General features: G+C 72.3%; 24 protein-coding genes. 14 read left to right on the forward strand and 10 right to left on the reverse strand.

Translation table 11 applies throughout. The features are described from left to right. Positions 1–55: 55 nt before the first annotated feature. Complete coding sequence (locus ABTY61_RS11640) at positions 56–724, reverse strand: NAD(P)-dependent oxidoreductase (RefSeq protein ID WP_350504768.1); 669 nt, start codon at positions 722–724, stop codon at positions 56–58. Positions 725–896: 172 nt separating this feature from the next. On the opposite strand from ABTY61_RS11640, the gene ABTY61_RS11645 reads away from it, so the two are divergent. Both ABTY61_RS11645 and ABTY61_RS11650 read left to right on the forward strand, forming a co-directional pair. Next, positions 897–1280: a winged helix-turn-helix transcriptional regulator gene (locus ABTY61_RS11645; protein ID WP_350504769.1), complete on the forward strand. Its 384-nt coding sequence runs from the start codon at positions 897–899 to the stop codon at positions 1278–1280. Positions 1281–1382: 102 nt separating this feature from the next. After that, positions 1383–1949 carry a DinB family protein gene (locus tag ABTY61_RS11650; RefSeq protein WP_350504770.1) on the forward strand — a complete coding sequence of 189 codons (567 nt, stop codon included), beginning with the start codon at positions 1383–1385 and terminating at the stop codon, positions 1947–1949. A 78-nt stretch (positions 1950–2027) separates the two neighbouring features. On the opposite strand, the gene ABTY61_RS11655 is transcribed toward ABTY61_RS11650, so the two are convergent. Both ABTY61_RS11655 and ABTY61_RS11660 read right to left on the reverse strand, forming a co-directional pair. Continuing rightward, positions 2028–2468: an RNA polymerase sigma factor gene (locus ABTY61_RS11655; RefSeq protein ID WP_350504771.1), complete on the reverse strand. Its 441-nt coding sequence runs from the start codon at positions 2466–2468 to the stop codon at positions 2028–2030. 484 nt (positions 2469–2952) lie between these two features. Next, on the reverse strand, positions 2953–3549 hold the full coding sequence (locus tag ABTY61_RS11660) for a hypothetical protein (protein WP_350504772.1): 597 nt from the start codon (positions 3547–3549) through the stop codon (positions 2953–2955). Positions 3550–3805: 256 nt separating this feature from the next. Here ABTY61_RS11660 and ABTY61_RS11665 point away from each other — a divergent pair, with 256 nt between their 5' ends. Continuing rightward, entirely contained in the window at positions 3806–4819 is a 1014-nt protein-coding gene (locus tag ABTY61_RS11665) for a hypothetical protein (protein WP_350504773.1), read from the forward strand. An 11-nt stretch (positions 4820–4830) separates the two neighbouring features. On the opposite strand, the gene ABTY61_RS11670 is transcribed toward ABTY61_RS11665, so the two are convergent. After that, positions 4831–5424 carry an isochorismatase family protein gene (locus ABTY61_RS11670; RefSeq protein ID WP_350504774.1) on the reverse strand — a complete coding sequence of 198 codons (594 nt, stop codon included), beginning with the start codon at positions 5422–5424 and terminating at the stop codon, positions 4831–4833. A 266-nt stretch (positions 5425–5690) separates the two neighbouring features. Further along, complete coding sequence (locus tag ABTY61_RS11675) at positions 5691–7007, reverse strand: nicotinate phosphoribosyltransferase (RefSeq protein WP_350504775.1); 1317 nt, start codon at positions 7005–7007, stop codon at positions 5691–5693. Positions 7008–7147: 140 nt separating this feature from the next. On the opposite strand from ABTY61_RS11675, the gene clpS reads away from it, so the two are divergent. The 7 genes from clpS to ABTY61_RS11710 all read left to right on the forward strand — a co-directional run bounded on the left by clpS (position 7148) and on the right by ABTY61_RS11710 (position 12103). Continuing rightward, positions 7148–7441, forward strand: coding sequence for an ATP-dependent Clp protease adapter ClpS (gene clpS / locus ABTY61_RS11680; protein WP_030284071.1), 294 nt, complete (start codon positions 7148–7150; stop codon positions 7439–7441). An 85-nt stretch (positions 7442–7526) separates the two neighbouring features. After that, complete coding sequence (locus ABTY61_RS11685; protein WP_350504776.1) at positions 7527–8099, forward strand: DUF2017 domain-containing protein; 573 nt, start codon at positions 7527–7529, stop codon at positions 8097–8099. A 241-nt stretch (positions 8100–8340) separates the two neighbouring features. Continuing rightward, positions 8341–9783 (forward strand): amino acid permease, encoded by a 1443-nt coding sequence (locus ABTY61_RS11690; protein ID WP_350504777.1) that lies wholly within the window; start codon positions 8341–8343, stop codon positions 9781–9783. Positions 9784–9961: 178 nt separating this feature from the next. After that, complete coding sequence (locus ABTY61_RS11695) at positions 9962–10393, forward strand: M67 family metallopeptidase (RefSeq protein WP_350504778.1); 432 nt, start codon at positions 9962–9964, stop codon at positions 10391–10393. A 149-nt stretch (positions 10394–10542) separates the two neighbouring features. Beyond that, positions 10543–10662 carry a putative leader peptide gene (locus ABTY61_RS11700; protein ID WP_317621128.1) on the forward strand — a complete coding sequence of 40 codons (120 nt, stop codon included), beginning with the start codon at positions 10543–10545 and terminating at the stop codon, positions 10660–10662. Between the two features lie 116 nt (positions 10663–10778). Then, on the forward strand, positions 10779–11057 hold the full coding sequence (locus tag ABTY61_RS11705; protein ID WP_097237732.1) for a MoaD/ThiS family protein: 279 nt from the start codon (positions 10779–10781) through the stop codon (positions 11055–11057). Positions 11058–11134: 77 nt separating this feature from the next. Then, positions 11135–12103 (forward strand): PLP-dependent cysteine synthase family protein, encoded by a 969-nt coding sequence (locus ABTY61_RS11710; protein ID WP_350504779.1) that lies wholly within the window; start codon positions 11135–11137, stop codon positions 12101–12103. A 53-nt stretch (positions 12104–12156) separates the two neighbouring features. On the opposite strand, the gene ABTY61_RS11715 is transcribed toward ABTY61_RS11710, so the two are convergent. Further along, positions 12157–12612 carry a type II toxin-antitoxin system PemK/MazF family toxin gene (locus ABTY61_RS11715; RefSeq protein ID WP_350504780.1) on the reverse strand — a complete coding sequence of 152 codons (456 nt, stop codon included), beginning with the start codon at positions 12610–12612 and terminating at the stop codon, positions 12157–12159. Between the two features lie 189 nt (positions 12613–12801). Between ABTY61_RS11715 and ABTY61_RS11720 the strand changes: the two genes are divergently transcribed. Beyond that, positions 12802–12990, forward strand: coding sequence for a MerR family transcriptional regulator (locus ABTY61_RS11720; protein WP_350504781.1), 189 nt, complete (start codon positions 12802–12804; stop codon positions 12988–12990). A 208-nt stretch (positions 12991–13198) separates the two neighbouring features. Next, the gene (locus tag ABTY61_RS11725; protein WP_350504782.1) at positions 13199–13945 is read left to right on the forward strand and encodes an MBL fold metallo-hydrolase; all 747 of its coding nucleotides are present in this window, start codon (positions 13199–13201) and stop codon (positions 13943–13945) included. A gap of 23 nt (positions 13946–13968) precedes the next feature. Here the strand turns inward: ABTY61_RS11725 and ABTY61_RS11730 are convergent, their stop codons facing one another. The 4 genes from ABTY61_RS11730 to ABTY61_RS11745 all read right to left on the reverse strand — a co-directional run bounded on the left by ABTY61_RS11730 (position 13969) and on the right by ABTY61_RS11745 (position 19913). Then, positions 13969–15282 (reverse strand): NtaA/DmoA family FMN-dependent monooxygenase, encoded by a 1314-nt coding sequence (locus tag ABTY61_RS11730; protein WP_350504783.1) that lies wholly within the window; start codon positions 15280–15282, stop codon positions 13969–13971. Further along, complete coding sequence (locus ABTY61_RS11735) at positions 15279–16331, reverse strand: LLM class flavin-dependent oxidoreductase (protein ID WP_350504784.1); 1053 nt, start codon at positions 16329–16331, stop codon at positions 15279–15281. The genes ABTY61_RS11730 and ABTY61_RS11735 overlap by 4 nt, the downstream gene beginning before the upstream one ends. Positions 16332–16768: 437 nt before the next feature. Further along, positions 16769–18028 (reverse strand): PTS transporter subunit EIIC, encoded by a 1260-nt coding sequence (locus tag ABTY61_RS11740; protein ID WP_350504785.1) that lies wholly within the window; start codon positions 18026–18028, stop codon positions 16769–16771. 583 nt (positions 18029–18611) lie between these two features. Continuing rightward, complete coding sequence (locus tag ABTY61_RS11745) at positions 18612–19913, reverse strand: PTS transporter subunit EIIC (protein ID WP_350504786.1); 1302 nt, start codon at positions 19911–19913, stop codon at positions 18612–18614. Positions 19914–20317: 404 nt separating this feature from the next. Here ABTY61_RS11745 and ABTY61_RS11750 point away from each other — a divergent pair, with 404 nt between their 5' ends. Together ABTY61_RS11750 and rph are read left to right on the forward strand one after the other, a co-directional pair. Continuing rightward, entirely contained in the window at positions 20318–20551 is a 234-nt protein-coding gene (locus ABTY61_RS11750) for a PTS sugar transporter subunit IIB (protein WP_030060521.1), read from the forward strand. A 120-nt stretch (positions 20552–20671) separates the two neighbouring features. Next, the gene (gene rph / locus ABTY61_RS11755) at positions 20672–21397 is read left to right on the forward strand and encodes a ribonuclease PH (protein ID WP_350504787.1); all 726 of its coding nucleotides are present in this window, start codon (positions 20672–20674) and stop codon (positions 21395–21397) included. Positions 21398–21418 lie beyond the last annotated feature (21 nt).

The raw sequence follows: 21418 nt of genomic DNA on the forward strand, positions 1-21418 counted from the left end.
GTGCCCAGGATGCCGGGCGGGGCCGGTTCGTGCAGGGATTTGTGCCGTGCGGGGCCTACTCGGCGACGGCGATCTGCTGCCGGTGGTGGGTGGGGGTGGTGAGTTCGTCGACGATGGCGAGGGCGAGGTCGGCCTGGGCGATCCGGGGGCCGAGGACGTGGGGGCCGCCGACCCGGTAGTGGCCGGTGCCGGGGGCGGTGCGGTCGAGGTCGATGGGCGGGGTGACGACGACCCAGTCGAGGGTGTCGGGGGAGTCGTGGAGCAGGTCGAGGGCGGCGGAGTGGCCGAGCGAGAAGGTGCGGTAGGCGTCGGGGAACTCGGGGTCGTCGTGGACGGCGATGCCGGGGGCGGTCTGCAGGGTGGTGGCGATGCCGACGCTGAGCAGGCGGGGGACACCGGCCCGGGCGAGGCCGTCGACGAGGGCGGTGGTGGCGGCGCGGTAGAACTCGGTGGACGGGGTGTCGGGGGTGTAGACGGAGCTGACGGCGGCCGGGTGTCCGGGGGCGGTGGCGGCGACGGCGGCCGGGTCGGTGACGTCGCAGCGCACCAGGGTGACGCCGTCGCCGGCGAGGTCGGCGTGGCGCTCGGGGTCGCGGACGGCGGCGGTGACGGTGAGGCCGCGGCGGCGGGCCTCGGCGATGACGGCGCGGCCGACCTGTCCGCCCGCGCCGTAGACGATGACGTCCGCGCGGTGCTGCTGCCGGGGCGTGGTGGTGGCGGTCATGTGGGGTCTCCGGTGGGTCGGTGGCGGGCGCTGTCGCCCGTCGTCGCCGTGACGGTAGGTCAAGGGGTGCCGGTTACTTCAACGGAACCGGCTTCAACGGAACCGGCTTCAACGGAACCGGCTTCACCGGAACCGGCTTCACCGGAACCGGCCCTCCGGGTACGGTCGGGGCATGACGCAGAGCAGGCCGGCGCCGCTGCCGGCGGACTTCTTCCCGGCCGACTGCCCGGTGCAGTCGGTGCCGGTGCTCGGCAGCCGCAAGTGGGCCTGGCGGATCATCCGCTGCCTGGAGGACGGGCCGCGCCGGTTCTCGGAGCTGCGGGTGCCGTTGGCGGGCATCACCGCGAAGGTGCTGGCGGAGTCACTGCGTTCGATGGAGCAGGACGGCGCGGTGGTCCGCACCGAGTACGCGGAGAATCCGCCGCGGGTCGAGTACGCGCTGACGCCGATGGGGCGGACGCTGCTCGGGCCGATGGACGCGATGTGCGACTGGACCAGGGAGAACCTGGGCGGTCTGCTGGCGGCCAGGCTGGAGTACGAGCGCGCCGGGCGGTGACCGTGTGCTGGTCGGGGGCGGGCGCCGGCCTGGCAGCATTTCGGCGGTCGCTGGCGGCCTTGCCGCTGGTGGGGCGGGGTGCGGGGCGGCCATGCTGGGCCCATGAGCACTCCTGAGCACCTCGCCGCCCCCGCCGATGCGATCGTCCCCGACACCAAGGACTGGACCTGGGTGCTGGAACGTGCCTGCCCCGACTGCGGGTTGGACACCCCGGCGGTGGCCGCGACGGACGTCGCCGCCATGGTCCGGGCGAACGCGGAGGGCTGGCTGACGGTGCTGGCGGGGGACGAGGACGGGCTGCGCCGTCGGCCGAGCCCGGAGATCTGGTCGGACCTGGAGTACGCCTGCCACGTCCGGGACGTCTTCCGGCTGTTCCTGGTCCGGCTGAATCTGATGCTCGACCAGGACGGCCCGCTGTTCGCGAACTGGGACCAGGACGAGACGGCGGCCGCCGAGCGCTACTGGGAGCAGCGGCCGCGGGTGGTGGCCGGGGAGCTGGCGGAGGCCGCGGAGGCCCTGGCGACGGCGTTCGGGGCGGTGTCGGGGGAGCAGTGGGGGCGGACCGGGAACCGCAGCGACGGGGCGCGCTTCACCGTCGAGTCCTTCGCCCGTTACCTGATCCACGACCCGGTGCACCACCTGTTCGATGTGACGGGCGAGCGGGTCTGACCCCGGTCGCCGGTCGCCGGTCGCCGGTCGCCGCCTGCCGCCTGCCGGTCGCCCGCCGGTCACCGGGCGCCGGGCGGCTCACCAGCCGGAGGCCTCGCGGAGCATGGTGCGCCGGAGCCGTCCGGCGACGCTCGCGGTGTCGGTGCCGATGACGTCGGCGATCTCGGGGGCGGCGAGGCCGACGACGTAGTGCAGGATCGCCAGGTCGTCGTCGGCGGGGTGCCGGTCGGGGACGGGGGTCTCCTCCGGGGTGTGTTCGGCGACGGTGCCGCGCAGGATCTGCCAGGCGAGCGCGGTGGGGTTGGGGCTGGTGAGCAATTCCCGCCACTGGACGGCGATTTCGGCGAACGCCTGTTGGACGGCGGTGGCCGCGTCGGCGTGCTCGGTCAGCCACACCCGGGCGTAGCTGAGGTACCGGGGACGGTGGAGTTCGCAGAAGGCCGCGAACTCGAGCGGTACGTCCTCCGGTTCGCCGGGCCCCGGGGGAGGTTCGGCGGTGCTCGCGTGACGGTTGGTCATCTCGTCTTCCCGGAAGGGGAGATGGGTTTCTGACGGTCGATCATCTGTGCTCACTCTACGGTAGGCCCTCGGTGCGCTGGGTGACCAATCCGATGGAATGCCTGGAACCCGCTGCGGTGCGTCCGGTTCCGGTGGCGGGTGGTGCGGCGCGGGCGGCGGTACTGCCGGGGGGAGGGCCGGTCGGGGGGCGCTGGGGCCCGGTCGGGGGGAGTGCTGCACAGTGGTGCGGGGACGGGGGTGCGAGCGTGTCGCAGCTGGTCAGAGGAGGTAGGACGGCAGTCGTCGCACGGCAGTTGAGGTGCCACCGTAGGGCCTGTCGGGTCCGGCGTCCACGCCCAGGGCGCGAAGCCGCGCCCGCACAACCGCCTGCGCAACCGCACTCACGACGGGGGGTGCGTCGGGGCGGGTGGGGCGGGCAGGTCGAATGCGCCCCGGCGGCTTGCGGCGACCGGGGCGCGGGGCGGGACGGGAGGGTGTCGCCCGGTCAGGAGTTCGGGCGGGCCTCCGTGGGGGTGATCAGGTCGTCGGCGGTGCTGCCGCGCTCGACCTGGGCGGGGAAGGATCCGACGGCCCGGCGCCGGGCCAGTTGGGCGGCTGCCGCGGCAGCCGAAGCAGCCGCCGCCGCGGCTCCCGCGGCGGCCTCCTCGCGCTCGCACCGACGGGTGCCGGGTGCCCCGGTGGCGTGCCCGCCGCCCGGGTGCGCCCCTCCGGTGTGCGTCGCGCCCGTGCGCGCCCCCGCGGCCCGTCGTCGACGGCCGAGCTCGACCCGCTCGGCGTGTTCCTCGGCCGCCTGTCTAGCGGCCAGGTAGGCCTGCACGGCTGCCATGCCGTAGACCGGCTGGATGAGTTGGTGGCCCTTGAAGAAGGGTCTGGCCGGCGCGAACCCGGCGGCGACCACGAGGTCGCGGATCTCTGCTATCTCGGCCTCGCTCCGGGCGGTGAAGCGGACCTCCCAGCCCTTCTTGTACGTATGGCCCTTCTCACCGCTGCGGCGGGCCGGGTCCGGGCGGCGGACGTATCCGGGCAGACGGCCGAGGCGGAGCTGGGCCGCGCGGAGGCCGGCGGTCTCGTCACGTGACATGACGTAAGCCTAGGCAATCCCAGGGGCACGATTGACGCCCCGGGGGTCCCTCGCCGTATGCCCTTGATCACTCTGGGTCAGACGACCAGGTGGGCGATCGTTTTCGATCAAAGCTGATAGCCATATGAACGTCATTTACTCCAAATGAGTGAGGGTATGGGGACTTTAGTGCAGGCTGGTCCCGGTTTCGCGACGGTTGGGTAACAGTGCGTCAGGCAGTGTCACGCGGGTCGCGGTGGTTGGGGATGGTGTGCGCATGAGCTACCGGATCCCCTCGCCGCCGCCGTCCCTGGAGGAGCTGGCGAAGCGTCAGCAGAACGTCGTCACCGCGAGCCAGCTGCGCGCCCGGGGCGTGCCGGCCCGGGTCATCACCGAGCACTGCCGCCGCGGCGGGCCCTGGCAGCGGCTGCTGCCCAGGGTCTACCTGCTCCAGGGCGGCGAGCCCACCCCGGAGCAGCGGATGTGGGCCGCGCTGCTGTACGCGGCGCAGAACGGCCGGGAGGAGGGCCGCCGGGAGGGCGCGGTGATCACCGGCGCGGCCGCGCTGGCGCTGTACGGCTTCGCCGCAGTGCCCCGGCTGCCCGCGGTGACCGGGGTGGACGTCCTGGTGCCGCGCCAGCGCCGGCTCAAGGACGCCGGCGAGGTGCGGATCCGGCGCACCGAGCGGGAGTTGGAGGCCAGGTCGGTGCACGGCCTGGCCTGCGCCCCGGTGGCCCGGGCGGTCGCCGACGCGCTGGGCGAGTGGACGGCGGAGGGGCTCCCGGTGGACGCCCCGGTGCCGGTCCGGGAGGTGCTGCGGGAGGCCGTGGCCCGCCCGGAGAACCGCTGCACGGTACGGGAGTTGGCCGTCGAGCTGGTCGAGTCGGGGCTGACCGGGGAGCCCCGGGTGCGTGCCGCGCTGGATGAACTCCTCGCTGCGGAGCGGGAGTTCGTGCTGGAGCGGGTCGACCGGCTGGTGGACGAGTGGCTGCTGCCCGCCCCGCTGGTCGCCCCGGAGCTGCGGATGCGCGGCGGCACCTACATCGGTGTCCCGGACCTCTACTGGCCGGAGCAGGGCGTCGCGGTGGAGGTGGACTCGGACCTGCGCTGCGTCAGCGAGGGCGAGGCCGCCTGGGTGCGCGGCGGCCAGCACCGGATGGAGTACCTGGGGATCCGGGTGGTGTACGTCTCCGGCGCCCGGCTGGCCGCCGACCCGGAGGCGGTCGGCGGCGAGCTGCGCGAGGCCTACCGGGCGGGCGGGACGGACGTGGTGGAGCTGATGGTGGTCTGAGGGGTCGGCCCTCAGGCCGGCCGGACCACCGGCGTGCCGACCAGCTCGACCCCGGCCGCCCGCAGTTCCTCCAGCGCGGCGGCGGTGGTCTCCGGCGCCACCCCGGCGGTGAGGTCGAGCAGCACCCGGGTGGTGAAGCCGGCCCGGGCCGCGTCCAGGGCGGTCGCCCGGACGCAGTGGTCGGTGGCGATGCCGACCACGTCGATCTCGTCGACCTGCCGTTCGCGCAGCCACTCCACCGGGCCGCGGTTGTTCTCGTCCAGTCCCTCGAAGCCGCTGTAGGCCGCCGAGTAGGCGCCCTTGTCGAAGACCGCCTCGACCGCCCCGGAGATCACCGAGGGCGCGAAGTTGGGGTGGAAGCCCACGCCTTCGGTCCCGGCCACGCAGTGCACCGGCCAGCTGGAGACGTAGTCCGGTTCGGCGGAGAAGTGCGCGCCCGGGTCGATGTGGTGGTCGCGGGTGGCGAGGATGTGCTGGTAGCCGGGGGAGGACTCGGCGATCAGGTCGGTGATGGCGGCGGCCACCTCGGCGCCACCGGCGACGGCCAGGCTGCCGCCCTCGCAGAAGTCGTTCTGCACGTCGACGACGATCAGTGCCCGGTGCATGGCTCGCATCCTCGGATGTGGGGGCGGTGCGCCCCGGCGGTGGGGTCCTCGCGAACGCCTGACGGCTCGGGAGGAACTCCAGGGGAACTCTACGGCTGACTCTAGGGAGTGGCGCGCGGGGGCGGAAGGCCTGTGGCCGGCCGCCGGTCCGCGCGGACGCCTGTCGGGACGGACGCCTGTCGGGACGGACGCCTGTCGGGACGGACGCCTGTCGGGACGGACGCTTGTCGGGACGGACGCCTGTCGGGACGGACGCCCGGAGCGGATCAGTCGATCAGCTCGGTGGGGATGACCGGGTCCCCCTTGGAGAGCTGGGTGGCCGACAGCGGCAGCGCGGCCCGGGCCCGGATGTGCCGTTCGCGGGCGGCGGTCAGCGGCTCGCGGCCGACGGTCTCGCCGGCCAGCACCAGTGGCACCTGGACGAGGTGGGGTCGCAGCTCCTCGGGGACGGCCCCGGTGCCGACCACCTCGGCCTCGGCGACGCCCTCGGCGTCGGGCCGGCGGGCGGCCCACTTGCGGCCGCCGATGCTGGTCTTGCCGCCGGCCGCGCGCTTGGCCACCGGGACGAGCGGGCCGTCCGGGGTCTCGGCGCGGGCGACCAGCTTGTAGACCATGGCGCAGGTCGGGTGGCCGCTGCCGGTGACCAGGCTGGTGCCGACGCCGTAGCCGTCCACCGGGGCGGCGGCGAGGGCGGCGATGGCGTACTCGTCGAGGTCCGAGGTGACGATGATCCGGGTCTTCTCGGCGCCGAGCTCGTCGAGCTGGCGGCGGACCCGGTGGGCGGCCAGGATGAGGTCGCCGGAGTCGATCCGGACCGCGCCGAGTTCGGGCCCGGCCACCTCGACGGCGGTGCGGACGGCCTCGTGCAGGTCGAAGGTGTCGATCAGCAGGGTGGTGCCCCGGCCCATCGACTCGATCTGGGCCCGGAAGGCGTCCCGCTCGCTGTCGTGCACCAGGGTGAAGGCGTGCGCGGAGGTGCCGGTGGTGGGGATGCCGTGCAGGTAGCCGGCCTCCAGGTCGGAGGTGGCGGCGAAGCCGGCCACGTAGGCGGCCCGGGCGGCGGCGACGGCGGCCTGCTCGTGGGCCCGGCGGGCGCCGAGTTCGATCACCGGTCGGCCGCCGGCCGCGGCGGTCATCCGGGAGGCGGCGGCGGCGACGGCGGAGTCGAAGTTGAGGATCGACAGGATCACCGTCTCCAGGATCACCGTCTCGGCGAAGCTGCCCTCGACGGTGAGCACCGGCGAGCCGGGGAAGTAGACCTCGCCCTCCGGGTAGCCGTGGATGTCGCCGCGGAAGCGGTAGTCGGCGAGGAACCGCAGGGTCTCCTCGTCGACCACGCCCTGGCCGGACAGCCAGTCCAGTCGGGCGGTGTCGAAGCGGAAGTTCTCGACGGCGTCCAGCACCCGGCCGGTGCCGGCCATCACGCCGTAGCGGCGGCCGCTGGGCAGGCGTCGGGTGAACGCCTCGAAGACGGAGCGGCGGTGCGCGGCCCCGCTGCGCAGGGCGGCCTGCAGCATGGTGAGCTCGTAGCGGTCGGTGAGCAGCGCGGTCGACGCGGCCGCGCGCACTGATGTGGCGTCCATGAGGATGATGCTACTACCACTTAGCGTCAGAGTGACGATTTCTCGTCGCGCGAGCCGGGGCGGAATCGCCCGGGTGTCCCCCGGATGGCAGCATGGGGCTTGAGGAGTAACGGACGAGTGTGCAACGAGGAGGCCTGCCGGTGAGTGTCGCGCCCGTGGAGATCGAGCGCCCGGAGGTCGAAGGACAGCCGGTGACGGAGCCGGACACGCCGTGGGTGACCATCGTGCACAACGACCCGGTCAACCTCATGAGCTACGTCCAGTACGTCTTCCAGGCCTACTTCGGCTACCCGAAGGACAAGGCCCGGAAGCTGATGATGGACGTGCACACCAAGGGCCGGGCCGTGGTCTCCAGCGGCTCCCGCGAGGAGATGGAGCGGGACGTCCAGGCGATGCACGGCTACGGCCTGTGGGCGACGCTGCAGCACGACTGACCGCCCACGCGGCGCACAACTGACTAGACCGCCCGCCGGTCCGGCGGCGCGGCCGAAGACGACGAAGACGGGCTGACCGATACAGATGGCTGGGTTGTTCGAGAGCACCGGCGATGGTGGCGCGGCGATCGCGCTGGACGAGGTGGAGGCCTCCATCCTGCGCTCGCTGGAAGTGCAGATGCTGGAGCTGATCGGCCCCGGCCCGGGCGGGGAGAGCGACGACCCGCTGGCGGCGCTGTTCGCCGAGGGGCCGACCGAGGCGCCCGCCGACCCGGCGCTGGCCCGGCTGTTCCCGGACGCCTACGGCGACCCGGCCGAGCCGGCCGACGCCGAGGTGCGGGCCGCCTCCGGCGAGTTCCGCCGCTATACCGAGCTCGACCTGCGGGCCCGCAAGCGGGATGACGCGCTGCAGGTGGTCCGGTCGCTGGACGACCTCGGCGGCGGCGGGGTGCTCAAGCTGGCCGCCGCCGACTGCCTGCGCTGGCTGGGCGCGCTCAACGACCTGCGGCTGACCCTCGGGGCGCGGCTGGAGATCACCGAGGAGGACGAGCAGGGCCTCTACGAACTGCCGGACAGTGACGAGCGCAAGCCGCTGGTGATGGCCTACCTCTGGCTCGGGGCGCTCCAGGAGTCGCTGCTGGAGGCGATCACCGACTGATCCCGGAGCGCTTTCCTCCGGTCCGCCGCCCCTCGCTCCGGCGATCCTGCCCGCTTTCGGGCAAGTCCCGGCCGTTCCGTCCAGCATGTGGACGAGCGGCCGGGATATTTTCGCATAAATCGGGCAAATCGCCACAGGCCATGCTCAAATATCGCTCAGATGAACACCGGTATCCGGATCGTGCGTGGTACGACTTCTCCCCACTTCTCCCCACAAACGAGACCCACCAGGACGGGTGACCATGGCCGAGCAGACGTACGACCAGGTGGTCGACGAGAAACCGGACGAGGAGGGCTACGAGCGGGGGCTCGGCAGCCGCCAGATCCAGATGATCGCGATCGGCGGCGCCATCGGCACCGGCCTCTTCCTCGGCGCGGGCACCGCCATCTCCAAGTCAGGGCCGAGCCTGATCCTCTCCTACGCGGTGGCCGGCGTGGTGATCTTCGCGATCATGCGCGCCCTCGGCGAACTGCTCACCTACCGCCCGGTGTCCGGCAGCTTCGCCGAGTACGCCCGGGAGTTCCTCGGCCCCTTCGCCGGCTACGTCACCGGCTGGACGTACTGGCTGTTCTGGGTCGTCACCGGCATGGCCGAGACCACCGCCGCCGCCGTGTACGTCAAGTTCTGGGCGCCCGGCATCCCGCAGTGGGCCAGTGCGCTGACCTTCCTGGTCATCCTCTACGCGGCCAACCTGATCTCGGTGAAGCTGTTCGGCGAGATCGAGTTCTGGTTCTCCATGGTCAAGGTCACCGCCATCATCGGCATGATCCTGATCGGCATCGGCGTGCTCACCCTGGGCTTCAGCAAGGCCGGTGACACCGCGTCGATCACCAACCTGTGGCAGGACGGCGGATTCTTCCCCAAGGGCATCGGCGCCACCGTGATGACCCTGCAGATCGTCATGTTCGCCTACCTGGGCGTCGAACTCGTCGGTGTCACCGCGGGCGAGAGCGAGAACCCCGAGAAGACCCTGCCGCGTGCCATCAACACGCTGCCCTGGCGGATCGCGCTGTTCTACATCGGCGCCCTGGTGGTCATCCTCTCGCTGGTGCCCTGGCGCGAGTTCCAGCCCGGCGTCAGCCCGTTCGTCGCCGCCTTCGGCAAGATCGGCATCCCGGCCGCGGCCGGCATCATCAACTTCGTGGTGCTCACCGCCGCGCTCTCCTCCTGCAACTCCGGGATGTACTCCACCGGCCGGATGCTGCGCGACCTCGCCCTGCGCGGCCAGGCCCCCGGGCAGCTCACCAAGCTGAACACCCGCCGCACCCCGGCGTTCGCGATCACCGTCTCCTGTCTGCTGATGGGGGCCGGCGTGGTCCTCAACTACCTCGTCCCGGCACGGGCGTTCGAGTACATCACCTCGGTCGCCACGGTCTGCGGGCTGTGGACCTGGGCGATGATCCTGATCTCCCAGATCCGCTACCGCAAGGCCTGGAAGGCCGGCCACCTGCCGGCGCCCACCTTCAAGGCGCCCGGCGGCGCCTGGGTCAGCTGGGCCGCCCTCGCCTTCCTGGCCATGGTCGTGGTGCTGATCGCGCTGGACGCCGACAACCGGATCTCGCTGTACGTCTTCCCCGGCTGGGCGCTGGTGCTGGTGATCGGCTACCAGGTGCTCAAGCGCCGCAACCCGCAGTCCGTCCACGGCACCGCCCACGACCACCTGCACGCCCGCGACGGCGCCTGACGCCCCGCGCCTGACGCCCCGGGCCTGCGGCCCGGGTCCGCGACCGGGTGTCCGTACCGGGTGTCCGTGCCGGGGTGTCCGTACGGGTGTCCGCCGCCGCGACCGGCTGGCGGACACCCGGCGACCGGGCCTCGGACGCCCCGGCGGCCGACCGCCGGTGCGTGGCATCCTGACCGACATGCTGACCATCACCCGAGAAATCCGCGACCGGATCGTGGCCCACGCCCGCGCCGACCACCCGGACGAGGCCTGCGGCGTGGTCGCCGGACCGGCCGGCAGCGGCCGGCCCGAGCGGTTCATCCCGATGCTCAACGCGGCCCGCTCGCCCACCTTCTACGAGTTCGACTCGGGCGACCTGCTCAAGCTCTACCGCGAGATGGACGACCTGGACGAGGAGCCGGTGATCGTCTACCACTCGCACACCGCCACCGAGGCCTACCCCTCGCGCACCGACGTGAGCTACGCCTCCGAGCCGTTCGCCCACTACGTCCTGGTCTCCACCGCCGACGGCAACGACGAGGCCGACCCCTACGAGTTCCGTTCGTTCCGCATCGTGGACGGCGAGATCACAGAGGAAGACGTCCAGGTCGTCGAGGCCTACCCGGCCTGACCGGCACCCACCTGGACCCGGCCCGCCGACCCGCAACGAGGGCTCGGCGGGCCCGGTCGTCCCCGGGAAATCTCAGCATCGGAAACGACAACATCCGGATTCCGAGACGGGCATGTCGGAGCGGGCCCGGGAATCTATACGATGAGCCCATGCGTTCCGTCGATGTGAGCAACCAGGCCCCGGGCACCCGCCTCGTGGCGCGCCTGCACATCGACCTGTGCCGGCACGCCGGCGCGATCTGTCCCGGTACGCCCGCGCGCTCGCGCTGAGAGCCGCCCCGCCCGGGCCCCGCCGCTCCTCCGGCGGCGTCGAGCCCGGGCCACCCTCCGCCCCGCCGCGCCCGTTGCGGCCCACCCACCTCCACGACTCGCACAGGAGCGCATCCATGGCCATCGAGGTCCGCATCCCGACCATCCTCCGCACCTACACCGACGGCGCCAAGGCCGTCGAGGGCAACGGCAGCAACCTCGCGGAACTCTTCACCGACCTCGACGCCCGCCACCCCGGCATCGCCGCCCGCCTGGTCGACGGCGGCGAGCTGCGCCGCTTCGTCAACGTCTACCTGAACGACGAGGACGTCCGCTTCCTGGAGGGCATCTCCACCGCCCTCGCCGACGGCGACAGCGTCACCATCCTGCCCGCCGTGGCCGGCGGCGCCCGCTGACCTCCCGGCTCCCCCTCCCGTCACCGGGCGGGGGAGCCGTCGCTCTTCACCCTCACCGCCGTGGCCGGAGGCCTCCCTTGCGATACGACAGTCCGCTCGAAGCCGTCGGCAACACCCCGCTGGTCCGCCTCCCGCGGCTGTCCGCCGCCGTCCCCGGCAATGACGGCGGCCTGGTGACCCTCTGGGCCAAGCTGGAGGACCGCAACCCCACCGGCTCCATCAAGGACCGCCCGGCGCTGCACATGATCGAGCGCGCCGAGGCCGACGGCCGGCTCACCCCCGGCTGCACCGTCCTGGAGCCCACCAGCGGCAACACCGGCATCTCGCTCGCCATGGCCGCCAAGCTCAAGGGCTACCGGATGGTCTGCGTGATGCCCGAGAACACCAGTGAGGAACGGCGCGAACTGCTCCGGATGTGGGGCGCCGAGATCATCCCGTCCCCGGCCGCCGGCGGCTCCAACACCGCCGTCCGGATCGCCAAGGAGATCGCCGCGGAGCACCCCGACTGGGTCATGCTCTACCAGTACGGCAACCCCGACAACGCGGGCGCCCACTACGCCACCACCGGCCCCGAGATCCTCGCCGACCTGCCGACCGTCACCCACTTCGTGGCCGGCCTCGGCACCACCGGCACCCTGATGGGCGTCGGCCGCTACCTGCGCGAGAAGGCCCCCGGCGTGCGGATCGTCGCCGCCGAGCCGCGCTACGACGACCTGGTGTACGGGCTGCGCAACCTCGACGAGGGCTTCGTCCCCGAGCTGTACGACGCCGAGGTGCTCACCACCCGGTTCTCGGTCGGCTCCGCCGACGCCGTCCGCCGCACCCGCGAACTCCTCCAGCAGGAGGGCATCTTCGCGGGCGTGTCCACCGGCGCCATCCTGCACGCCGCGATCGGCGTCGGCCGCAAGGCGGCGGCCGCCGGCGAGCGCGCGGACATCGTCTTCGTGGTCGCGGACGGCGGCTGGAAGTACCTCTCCACCGGGATCTACACCGCCGAGTCCACCGAGGCGGCGGTCGAGGCGCTGCAGGGGCAGCTCTGGGCCTAGGCTCTGCCCGGCGGCCTGACGGCGCCCTGGTCAGCGCCCTGACCGGCGCCCCACTAGTGCCCTGAGGTCGCCCGCCGGGCCCGGGCCCAGACCTGGCGGTCCACCGTGCCGGCCCGGCGGCGGAAGGCCGACAGCGGCACCTCGCGGAGCTCGTCGGTCTCCAGCCAGCTGGTCCGGCCCTGCCGGTCGCCCACCGAACCGGGCGGCAGCGGCAGCACACCCGGGCGCTCGGTGTGGTGCTTGCTGGTGATCTTCGCGACGGTGGCGGTCCGGCCGTGCACCCGCAGCACCAGGCAGGGGCGGTCCTTGGAGCCCGGGCCGTCCTCGAACGGCACCTCCGCCCACCAGATCTCCTGCGGCTCCGGTCCGGCCTTGGTGCCCGGGTGCGGCCGCGGGCCGGTCGGGGCGGCCGGGCGGGACGCGGGGCGGGTGCGCCTGACCAGCGCCGCCGCGACGGCGGCCGACACGGCGACGCCCGCCAGCAGGAGAACGATCCAGATGCCAGTCATGCCGCGAACCGTACCGGGCCGGTGGTGAACGCCACCACCGTGGCGGCAGTGACGGTTGGCCATTTGTCCGTACGTTGCTCCCGGTTCGTCACGGAACGGCTACGACGCCCGTTCTGCGGCTTACGCCCCGGTGCCGTCCGGAGAGGCTGCCTCACGAACGTCTGCCCCCGTCCCCCCGGAGGTGCCTTCGTGAACAGGAACGAACTCTGGTCGTACGCCGAGATCGCCCGGCACATCAACGTCCAGCCCGAGACCGTCCGCAACTACCGGCGGCACGGGCTGCTGCCCGAACCGGACGTGATCGACGGCAGCGGACACCCCCGCTGGTATCCCCAGACCATCCGCGCCTGGGCCCGCAACCGCCCCCGGCACCGCTGATCCGACGGCGCGGCCCCCGCCCCGGCGGTCTGGGTGATTCCAGCCACAGCCCGGCACGGGGACGGGGGCAAAGTGCCGCTCCGCCCTTACCCTCGACACACCAACGCAGTGCTACCGGCCGGCCCACCGGCCCGGCCTGCCGTTTTCCATGCTGTTTTCCATGCCGTATTCCAGGGCAGCCAGGACGTGTCGGGGCGGAGGGGCTCGGATGAAACTGACCGTGGTGGGGTGCTCGGGGAGCTTCCCGTCCGCCGACTCGCCGTGCTCCAGCTACCTGGTCGAGGCCGACGGCTACCGCGTGGTGATGGACCTCGGCAACGGTGCGCTCGGCGCGCTGCAGAAGTACGCCGGCCTCTACGAGGTCGACGCCGTCCTGCTCAGCCACCTCCACGCGGACCACTGCGTCGACCTGTGCGCCTACTGGGTCGCCCGCAACTACCGCGCCGAGGGCTGCCCCGACCTGCTGCCGGTGTACGGCCCGGCCGGGACCGCCGAGCGGCTCGCCCGCGCGTACGACATGCCGGAGAACCCCGGAATGAAGGAGGTGTTCGAGTTCCGTACGCTCACTCCGGGCCGCTTCGAGCTCGGCCCGTTCCGGATCTCCGTCGCGCGGGTCAACCACCCGGTGGACGCCTTCGCGTTCCGGCTGGAGCACGGCGGCCGCTCGCTGGTCTACTCCGGCGACACCGGTGAGAGCCCCGAACTGGTGGAACTCGCCCGCGACACCGACCTGTTCCTCTGCGAGGCCGCGTACCTGGACGGCCGCGACACCTACCGGGCCGTCCACCTCAACGGCCGGGAGGCCGGTGAGCACGCGGCCGCCGCCGGGGCCCGCCGGCTGGTGCTCACCCACATCCCGCCGTGGACGGACGCCGAGCGCAACCGCCGTGACGCCGCCGCCGCGTACGCCGGCCCGGTGGAGCTGGCCCGGGCCGGCGCGGTGTACGAGCTCTGAGTTCCGAGCTGTCGCGCTAGGTCCTAGCGCCGTCCGGGCACCGGCAGGCCGAGGTGGTCGCGCAGGGTCGGGCCGGTGTAGTCGGTGCGGAACACCCCGCGTTCCTGGAGCAGCGGGACGACCCGGTCGACGAACTCGTCCAGGCCGCCCGGGGTGAGGTGGGGGACGAGGATGTAGCCGTCGGCGGCGTCGTTCTGCACGAAGTGGTCGATCTGCCCGGCGACGGTGGCGGGGGAGCCGATGAAGGACTGCCGGCCGGTCACCTCGATGACCAGCTCGCGGCTGGTCAGGTTCTTCTCGGCGGCCAGGGCACGCCACCGCGCGGCGGTGCCCACCGGGTCCGGGAGGCGGACCCGGCCCTGGACCAGCGCGCTGTCCGGGTCGGGGTCGACGGTCGGCAGCGGTCCGTCCGGGTCGTGGCCGGACAGGTCGACGCCCCAGACCTGCTCCAGGTGGTTGATCGTGGTCTGCGGCCCGACCTGGGCCCGGCGGACCTCGGCGGCGCGTTCGGCCGCGTCGGCGTCGGTGTCGCCGAGGACGAAGGTGGCGGCCGGGAGGATCTTCAGCTCGTCGGGTTTGCGGCCGTAGCCGGCCAGCCGCCGCTTGACGTCGCGGTGGAAGGCCTGGCCGTCGGCGAGGGTGGAGTGGCGGCTGAAGATGACGTCGGCGGTGGCCGCGGCGAACTCGCGGCCCTCGTCGGAGTCGCCGGCCTGGATGACCACCGGGTGGCCCTGCGGCGGGCGGGGCAGCGAGAGCCGCCCGCGGACCTCGAACTGCCGTCCGGCGTGCCGCACTTCGGCGTCCCCGGTGTCCGCGAAGCCCCTGGTGTCGCCGGAGTCCCACAACTTCCGTGCCAGTTCGACGAATTCGGCGGCCCGGGTGTAGCGGTCGGCACGGTCCAGGTAGCCGCCGCGGCGGAAGTTCTCCCCGGTGAAGGCGTCCGAGGAGGTGACCACGTTCCAGGCCGCCCGGCCGCCGGAGAGGTGGTCCAGGGAGGCGAAGCGGCGGGCCAGTTCGTACGGCTCGTTGAAGGTGGCGTTCACCGTGGCGGCCAGGCCGATCCGTTCGGTGACGGCGGCCAGGGCGTTCAGCACGGTGATCGACTCGGGCCGGCCGACCACGTCCAGGTCGTGGATGCGGCCGTTGGTCTCGCGCAGCCGCAGGCCCTCGGCGAGGAAGAAGAAGTCGAACTTCCCGCGCTCGGCGGTCTGCGCGAGGTGGCGGAAGGACTCGAACTCGATGTGGCTGCCGGAGGCCGGGTCGCTCCACACGGTGGTGTTGTTGACGCCGGGGAAGTGGGCGGCGAGGTGGATCTGCTTGAGCGGACGCTCCGTCATCGGGTCACCTCGGCGAGGGTGGGGGTGGGGGCGGGGGTGGCGTTTCCGGTGCCGGCAACGGCGTAGCGGCCGGCCGGGCGGGCCAGGCCGAGGTGGTCGCGCAGGGTGCGGCCGGAGTGACCGGCCCGCAGCAGCCCGGTGGCGCGCAGGGCGGGGGCGACCCGCTCGGCGAGGGCGGTCAGGTCGCGTCCGGGCTCGGCGGGGACGAGGTGGAAGCCGTCCACGCCGGTGCCGATGGCGGCGAGTTCGGCGATCAGCCGCAGTTCGGCGGCCCGGTCGGGCAGGGTGGCGTCGAGCCGGGCGAGGATGCGCAGCTGTTCGCCGGAGCGCAGCCGCAGTTCGGTGGCGGCGGTCAGCCGGGTGGCCCGGTCGGGGGCGTCGAGGAGGACGACGTCGGCGTACCGGACCGCGGTGTCGACCCGGGCCCGCCCGCCGGGGGAGGCGCCCCGGGCGAGGTCGGCGGCGGCCACCGGCACCACGACCACCGGGCGGCCCTGCGGCGGGCGCGGGGTGATGGACGGGCCGCGGACCGAGAAGTGCCGGCCCTCGAAGTCGATGTAGTGCAGCTTGTCGCGGTCGATGAACCGGCCGGTGGCGGCGTCGCGGATCTCCGCGTCGTCCTCCCAGCTGTCCCAGAGCCGGGCGGCGACCTCGGCGGCGTCGGCCGCCTCGGCCCACAGCTCGTCCTCGGGGGCGACCGGGCGGCGGCCGAAGGCGGCGGCCTCGGCCTCGGTGCCGGAGACGCCGACCAGCCAGCCGGCCCGGCCCGCGCTCACCCAGTCCAGGGTGTTGAGCGAGATGGAGGTGTGGAAGGGCTCGGTGTGGGTGGTGGTGACGGTGGGGACCAGGCCGATCCGCGAGGTCAACGGGGCGATCCGGGCGAGGGTGGCGAGCGCGTCGGGGCGGCGCGGCTCGGCGGTGAAGGAGTCGTCGAGGGTGACGAAGTCCAGTCCGGCCCGCTCGGCGAGGCGGGCGAGGTCGGCGTAGTGGCCGGCGTCGAAACGGCCGGGGCTGTCGATGGCGGCGGAGAGGTGCAACTGGCGGGGCATGGCGGGCCTGGCTTTCCTCGTGCGGAGGTGCGCGGACGTGCGCGGAGGCGCGCGGACCGCGGCCCCGTACGGGTGCGGGGGTGCGGCTGCGCGGTCGCGCGCGGGTGCGCGGTGACGGCCCGTGGACGGGCGGGAGCCCGCGACGGGCGGGGGAGGACGGCCGGCGCCGGGCGGGGACTCAGCCGGGCGGCGGCGGGGCGAAGGGTCGGCTCAGCCGCGACACGCCGCGGACCACACGCGACCGAAGTCGATGTGGCTGCGGGTCACCAGCGGGCACGAGGCGTTCACCGGTTCAGTTGACCAGGGCTTCCGGCGGTTCGTCAACCGCCGTTTCCGCACGGTGGAACCCCCTGCGCCCGTCCCGACACGCCGAAGGCCCCGCCCGGCCGCCGGGGGAGCGGCGGTGGGCGGGGCCTTCGGAGCGGGCGGGACGGGCGTCAGGCCTTGGTCACGTCCTCGATCTCGTCGTCGTCCTCGCGACCGGGGGTCTTGAGGTTGAACTTGGTGATCGCGAAGCGGAAGAGGAAGTAGTAGATCGCGGCGAAGGCCAGGCCGATCGGGATGATCAGCAGCGGGTTCTTGGCGAGGCTGAAGTTGATCGTGTAGTCGATCAGGCCGGCCGAGAAGCTGAATCCGTGGTGGATCCCGAGCGCCCAGGTGAGGGCCATCGAGACGGCGGTCAGCACGGCGTGGATGGCGTACAGGGCCGGGGCGATGAACAGGAAGGTGAACTCGATCGGCTCGGTGACACCGGTGACGAAGCTGGTCAGCGCGATCGAGATCATCATGCCTGTGACGGCCTTGCGGCGCTCGGGGCGGGCGCAATGGGCGATCGCCAGGGCGGCGGCCGGCAGCGCGAACATCATGATCGGGTAGAAGCCCGCCTGGAACTGGCCGGCGGTCGGGTCGCCCGCCAGGAAGCGGTTGATGTCGCCGTGCACGACGGTGCCCTGGGCGTTGGTGTAGTCACCGGTCTGGAACCAGGTGTAGGTGTTGACGAACTGGTGCATGCCGATCGGGATCAGCGCGCGGTTGATCAGACCGAACAGGCCGGCGCCGACCGCGCCCGCACCCACCAGGCTGTTGTTGACGTGCGAGATCGCGTCGCCGACGGGCTGCCAGCAGAGGCCGAACACGACGCCCAGGCCGGTGCCGACGAAGGCCATGAGGATCGGGACCAGGCGGCGGCCGTTGAAGAAGCCCAGCCAGTCGACCAGCTTGGTGCGGTGGAACCGCTGCCAGAGGATGGCTGCGAGGAGGCCGACCACGATGCCGCCGAGGACGCCCGGGTCCTGCGGCTTGCCCGCGGGGAGGGCGGCGGTGACGGTACCGTCCGCCGGGAACGCGGTCAGGACGTTCTTGAACACGAGGTAACCGACCAGCGCGGCCAGTGCCGTGGAACCGTCGGCCTTCTTGGCGTAGCCGATCGCGATGCCGACGCAGAACAGCAGTGGCAGCGCTCCGGTGACGGCCCCGCCCGCGGCGCCGAAGACCTCGACGAGCTTCGCGGGGAAGTGCCACTTCTCATGGACGTCGGGCTGGCCCAGACGCGCCAGCAGGCCGGCCGCCGGGAGCACGGCGATCGGCAGCTGGAGGCTGCGGCCGACCTTCTGAAGGCCGGGAAGGACGCTGTTGCCGAACTTCTTGATCGGCGTCGGAGCCTTGGCGGGCGCCGGTGCCTGCGCTGACTGACTCATGGGGGTGGGTTCCTAACGGCATGGCGGTCGGTCGGGGGGAAGGCACGGGTGCCGAACCGCGAACTGGTCTACACCACACGTGGTGTAGACCAGTTTTGTAGCACGGGTGGAGAAGTCGGGGAACCCCGGATAGCGCTGTTGCCGGGAAGCGCTATGAAATCGAAACCTGGATGCGGAGCGACGATCATGATTTCAGTTGCGATTGTGATTTTGGCTATTTGCGCAACAAAAAGCGCCGAGCCCGTGCGGCGCCCGGGTCGTGGCGTGTCCGGCGGCCGCCGTGCGGGTCGGGTCCGGACGATCCGGCCGCTCCGGGGCGTGGGTGGCGGCTGCTGAGAGTGACCGGAGGGTCGCGGAGGTGCCCGGTGGGACGGTCGCCACCGGTCGCCGGCGTCCGTTCCGGCCGACAGTCGTCCGGCCGGATCGCCACCGAATTACCATTTCGGGGAACGCCGGGTAGGGAATTCCGTCCTTTGTCGAAAATGCCGAAGGACCCCGGGCCGGTGGGTCCGAGGGCCTTCGGGGGCGGATTTCCAGGCGATGCCAGGCGATGCCGGGCGATGCCGGTCCGGTATTCGGGGAATCAGGCCCTGGTGACGTCCTCGACTTCGGCCTCGTCCTCCCGGCCGGGTGTTTTCAGGTCGAATCTGACGATGATGAACCGGAAGAGCGCGTAGTACACCGCGGCGAAGCAGAGCCCGATGACGATGATCAGCCACGGTTTGGTGGCGAGCCCCCAGTTGATCACGTAGTCGATCAGGCCGGCCGAGAAGCTGAAGCCGTCGTGCACCCCCAGTCCCCAGGTGACCGCCATCGAGGCGCCGGTCAGCAGCGCGTGCACGGCGTACAGGGCCGGGGCGATGTAGGCGAAGGAGTACTCGATCGGCTCGGTGACGCCGGTGACGAAGGAGGTCAGCCCGACCGAGAGCATCAGGCCGTAGATCTCCTTGCGGCGGTGCGGCTTGGCCGCGTGGGCGATCGCGAGCGCCGCGGCGGGCAACGCGAACATCATGATCGGGAAGAATCCGGACTGGAACTGCCCCGCCGTCGGGTCTCCCGCGAGGAAACGCGGGATGTCGCCGTGCGCGATGCTGCCGTCGGCCTTCGTGAACTCGCCGAACTGGAACCAGACGAAGGTGTTCAGCAGCTGGTGCATACCGATCAGCAGCAGCACGCGGTTGACGAGGCCGAAGATGCCCGCGCCGCCCGCGCCGAGATCGGCGAGGTTCTGCGAGAAGTCGTTCAGGCCGCGGCCGATGGGCGGCCAGACCCAGAGCGAGATGCAGGCGGTGGCCATGCCCACCACGGCGGTGATCATCGGGACGAGGCGGCGGCCGTTGAAGAAGCCCAGCCAGTCGACCAGTTTGACGCGGTGGAACCGGACCCACAGCCAGGCCGACATCAGGCCGATCAGGATGCCGCCCAGTACCCCCGGGTTCTGGTACGTGGCGGCCGCCGCCTTGGCCGAGCTGTAGTCCACGCACTGGGCGGTCCACGCGTCGGCGATCTGGATCGTCCCGGCCTTGCAGTGCTCGGGGAAGGCGTGCAGCACCTTGTAGAAGACGAGAAAGCCGACCACGGCCGCCAGCGCCGTCGAGCCGTCGGCCTTCTTGGCCATGCCGATGGCCACACCGATGCAGAACAGCAGCGGCAGGCCGAGCGAGGAGTCGAGCAGTGCGCCGCCGGCCGCCGCGAAGACCTTGGCGACGTTGTCCCAGCCCAGGCCGTCCTTGCCGAACACGTCCGGCTGGCCGAGCCGGTTGAGGATGCCGGCTGCGGGGAGCACCGCGACGGGGAGCTGCAGGGAGCGACCCATCTTCTGGAGGCCGCCGTAGAAGGTGTGCCACCACACCTTCTGCGGGGCCGTGGCGCCTGCCGAACTCATCCTTCGCCCTCCGAGCGCGGTTGCCGGCCGGTGGGCCCCTGCGGGACCCTCGGGCGGGGGTCAGGAACGCCCGGGGTCCTTCCTGCGTTCATCGGAGTACACATATATTGGTGTAGACCACCTTGGGACGCAGGCCGGACGCCGGGACGCGAGCCCCGCTGATCGTCATCCTCGGGTGGCGGTCCGGAGCCTGCGCGCCGAGGTGGGCCAAAAGTGGACTAACGTGGCATACCGGACCGGCTCGGGTCATGCTGGTCGCGCTGCCCGGCAGCGCGACCCCAGCTGAACCCGCGTCAGCCACCGGCACGGACCTCACCGCCCGACGGTCGAGGACCCAACCCCAGCACAGCGCAGGACGGCACCCGGCAGAGCCGCCGAAGAGCCGAGACAGAGGGAGAAACCACATGGCCAGCAAGGCTGAGAAGATCGTCGCCGGTCTGGGCGGCATCGACAACATCGAAGAGGTCGAAGGCTGCATCACCCGCCTGCGCACCGAGGTCAAGGACGCCTCCCTCGTCGACGAGGCCGCCCTCAAGGCCGCCGGCGCCCACGGCGTCGTCAAGATGGGCACCGCGATCCAGGTCGTCATCGGCACCGACGCCGACCCGATCGCCGCCGACATCGAGGACATGATGTGAGCTGAGCCACCAGGCTCGATCACCACAGCCCCACCACCCACGGCCCGCCGACCCGCCCAGGGGGACGGCGGGCCGAGGCACATCCGGAACCGCCGATCGGAACGGCTACGCTCAGTGGCTATGTCACGTATCGACGGCCGCACCCCCGACCAGCTCCGCCCCATCACCATCGAGCGGGGCTGGAGCAAGCACGCCGAAGGCTCCGTCCTCGTCTCCTACGGCGACACCAAGGTGCTCTGCACCGCCAGCGTCACCGAAGGCGTCCCGCGCTGGCGCAAGGGCAGCGGCGAAGGCTGGGTCACCGCCGAATACTCCATGCTCCCGCGCGCCACCAACACCCGAGGCGACCGCGAATCCGTCAAGGGCCGCATCGGCGGCCGCACCCACGAGATCAGCCGGCTCATCGGCCGCTCGCTGCGCGCCGTCATCGACCACCGCGCCCTCGCCGAGAACACCATCGTCCTCGACTGCGACGTCCTCCAGGCCGACGGCGGCACCCGCACCGCCGCCATCACCGGCGCCTACGTCGCCCTCGTCGACGCCGTCTCCTGGGCGCGCGACCGCAAGCTCCTGCGCGCCAAGGGCCAGCCCATCACCGGCGGCGTCAGCGCCGTCAGCGTCGGCATCATCGACGGCGTCCCCATGCTCGACCTCCAGTACGAGGAGGACGTCCGCGCCGAGACCGACATGAACATCGTCTGCACCTCCGACGGCCGCTTCGTCGAGGTCCAGGGCACCGCCGAAGGCGCCCCCTTCGACCGCGCCCTGCTCGACCGGCTGCTCGACCTCGGCACCCTCGGCTGCGCGGAGCTCGACGAGATCCAGCGCAAGGCACTGGAGGGCTGAACCCCTCCGGCAGAACTCCTC

The sequence above is a fragment of the Kitasatospora sp. NPDC096128 genome (genome assembly GCF_040303105.1).
GTDB lineage: Bacteria > Actinomycetota > Actinomycetes > Streptomycetales > Streptomycetaceae > Kitasatospora.

What these genes read in the sequence shown, in the direction of transcription:
- ABTY61_RS11695 (WP_350504778.1), top strand. Translation starts at nt 9,962, where the DNA reads ATGCTGACCATCACCCGAGAAATCCGCGACCGGATCGTGGCCCACGCC.
- ABTY61_RS11705 (WP_097237732.1), top strand. Translation starts at nt 10,779, where the DNA reads ATGGCCATCGAGGTCCGCATCCCGACCATCCTCCGCACCTACACCGAC.
- ABTY61_RS11735 (WP_350504784.1), bottom strand. Translation starts at nt 16,331, where the DNA reads ATGCCCCGCCAGTTGCACCTCTCCGCCGCCATCGACAGCCCCGGCCGT.
- ABTY61_RS11660 (WP_350504772.1), bottom strand. Translation starts at nt 3,549, where the DNA reads ATGTCACGTGACGAGACCGCCGGCCTCCGCGCGGCCCAGCTCCGCCTC.
- rph (WP_350504787.1), top strand. Translation starts at nt 20,672, where the DNA reads ATGTCACGTATCGACGGCCGCACCCCCGACCAGCTCCGCCCCATCACC.
- ABTY61_RS11745 (WP_350504786.1), bottom strand. Translation starts at nt 19,913, where the DNA reads ATGAGTTCGGCAGGCGCCACGGCCCCGCAGAAGGTGTGGTGGCACACC.
- ABTY61_RS11670 (WP_350504774.1), bottom strand. Translation starts at nt 5,424, where the DNA reads ATGCACCGGGCACTGATCGTCGTCGACGTGCAGAACGACTTCTGCGAG.
- ABTY61_RS11655 (WP_350504771.1), bottom strand. Translation starts at nt 2,468, where the DNA reads ATGACCAACCGTCACGCGAGCACCGCCGAACCTCCCCCGGGGCCCGGC.
- ABTY61_RS11645 (WP_350504769.1), top strand. Translation starts at nt 897, where the DNA reads ATGACGCAGAGCAGGCCGGCGCCGCTGCCGGCGGACTTCTTCCCGGCC.
- ABTY61_RS11730 (WP_350504783.1), bottom strand. Translation starts at nt 15,282, where the DNA reads ATGACGGAGCGTCCGCTCAAGCAGATCCACCTCGCCGCCCACTTCCCC.
- ABTY61_RS11690 (WP_350504777.1), top strand. Translation starts at nt 8,341, where the DNA reads ATGGCCGAGCAGACGTACGACCAGGTGGTCGACGAGAAACCGGACGAG.
- ABTY61_RS11740 (WP_350504785.1), bottom strand. Translation starts at nt 18,028, where the DNA reads ATGAGTCAGTCAGCGCAGGCACCGGCGCCCGCCAAGGCTCCGACGCCG.
- ABTY61_RS11700 (WP_317621128.1), top strand. Translation starts at nt 10,543, where the DNA reads ATGCGTTCCGTCGATGTGAGCAACCAGGCCCCGGGCACCCGCCTCGTG.
- ABTY61_RS11715 (WP_350504780.1), bottom strand. Translation starts at nt 12,612, where the DNA reads ATGACTGGCATCTGGATCGTTCTCCTGCTGGCGGGCGTCGCCGTGTCG.
- ABTY61_RS11685 (WP_350504776.1), top strand. Translation starts at nt 7,527, where the DNA reads ATGGCTGGGTTGTTCGAGAGCACCGGCGATGGTGGCGCGGCGATCGCG.
- ABTY61_RS11650 (WP_350504770.1), top strand. Translation starts at nt 1,383, where the DNA reads ATGAGCACTCCTGAGCACCTCGCCGCCCCCGCCGATGCGATCGTCCCC.
- ABTY61_RS11675 (WP_350504775.1), bottom strand. Translation starts at nt 7,007, where the DNA reads ATGGACGCCACATCAGTGCGCGCGGCCGCGTCGACCGCGCTGCTCACC.
- ABTY61_RS11725 (WP_350504782.1), top strand. Translation starts at nt 13,199, where the DNA reads ATGAAACTGACCGTGGTGGGGTGCTCGGGGAGCTTCCCGTCCGCCGAC.
- ABTY61_RS11750 (WP_030060521.1), top strand. Translation starts at nt 20,318, where the DNA reads ATGGCCAGCAAGGCTGAGAAGATCGTCGCCGGTCTGGGCGGCATCGAC.
- ABTY61_RS11640 (WP_350504768.1), bottom strand. Translation starts at nt 724, where the DNA reads ATGACCGCCACCACCACGCCCCGGCAGCAGCACCGCGCGGACGTCATC.
- ABTY61_RS11665 (WP_350504773.1), top strand. Translation starts at nt 3,806, where the DNA reads ATGAGCTACCGGATCCCCTCGCCGCCGCCGTCCCTGGAGGAGCTGGCG.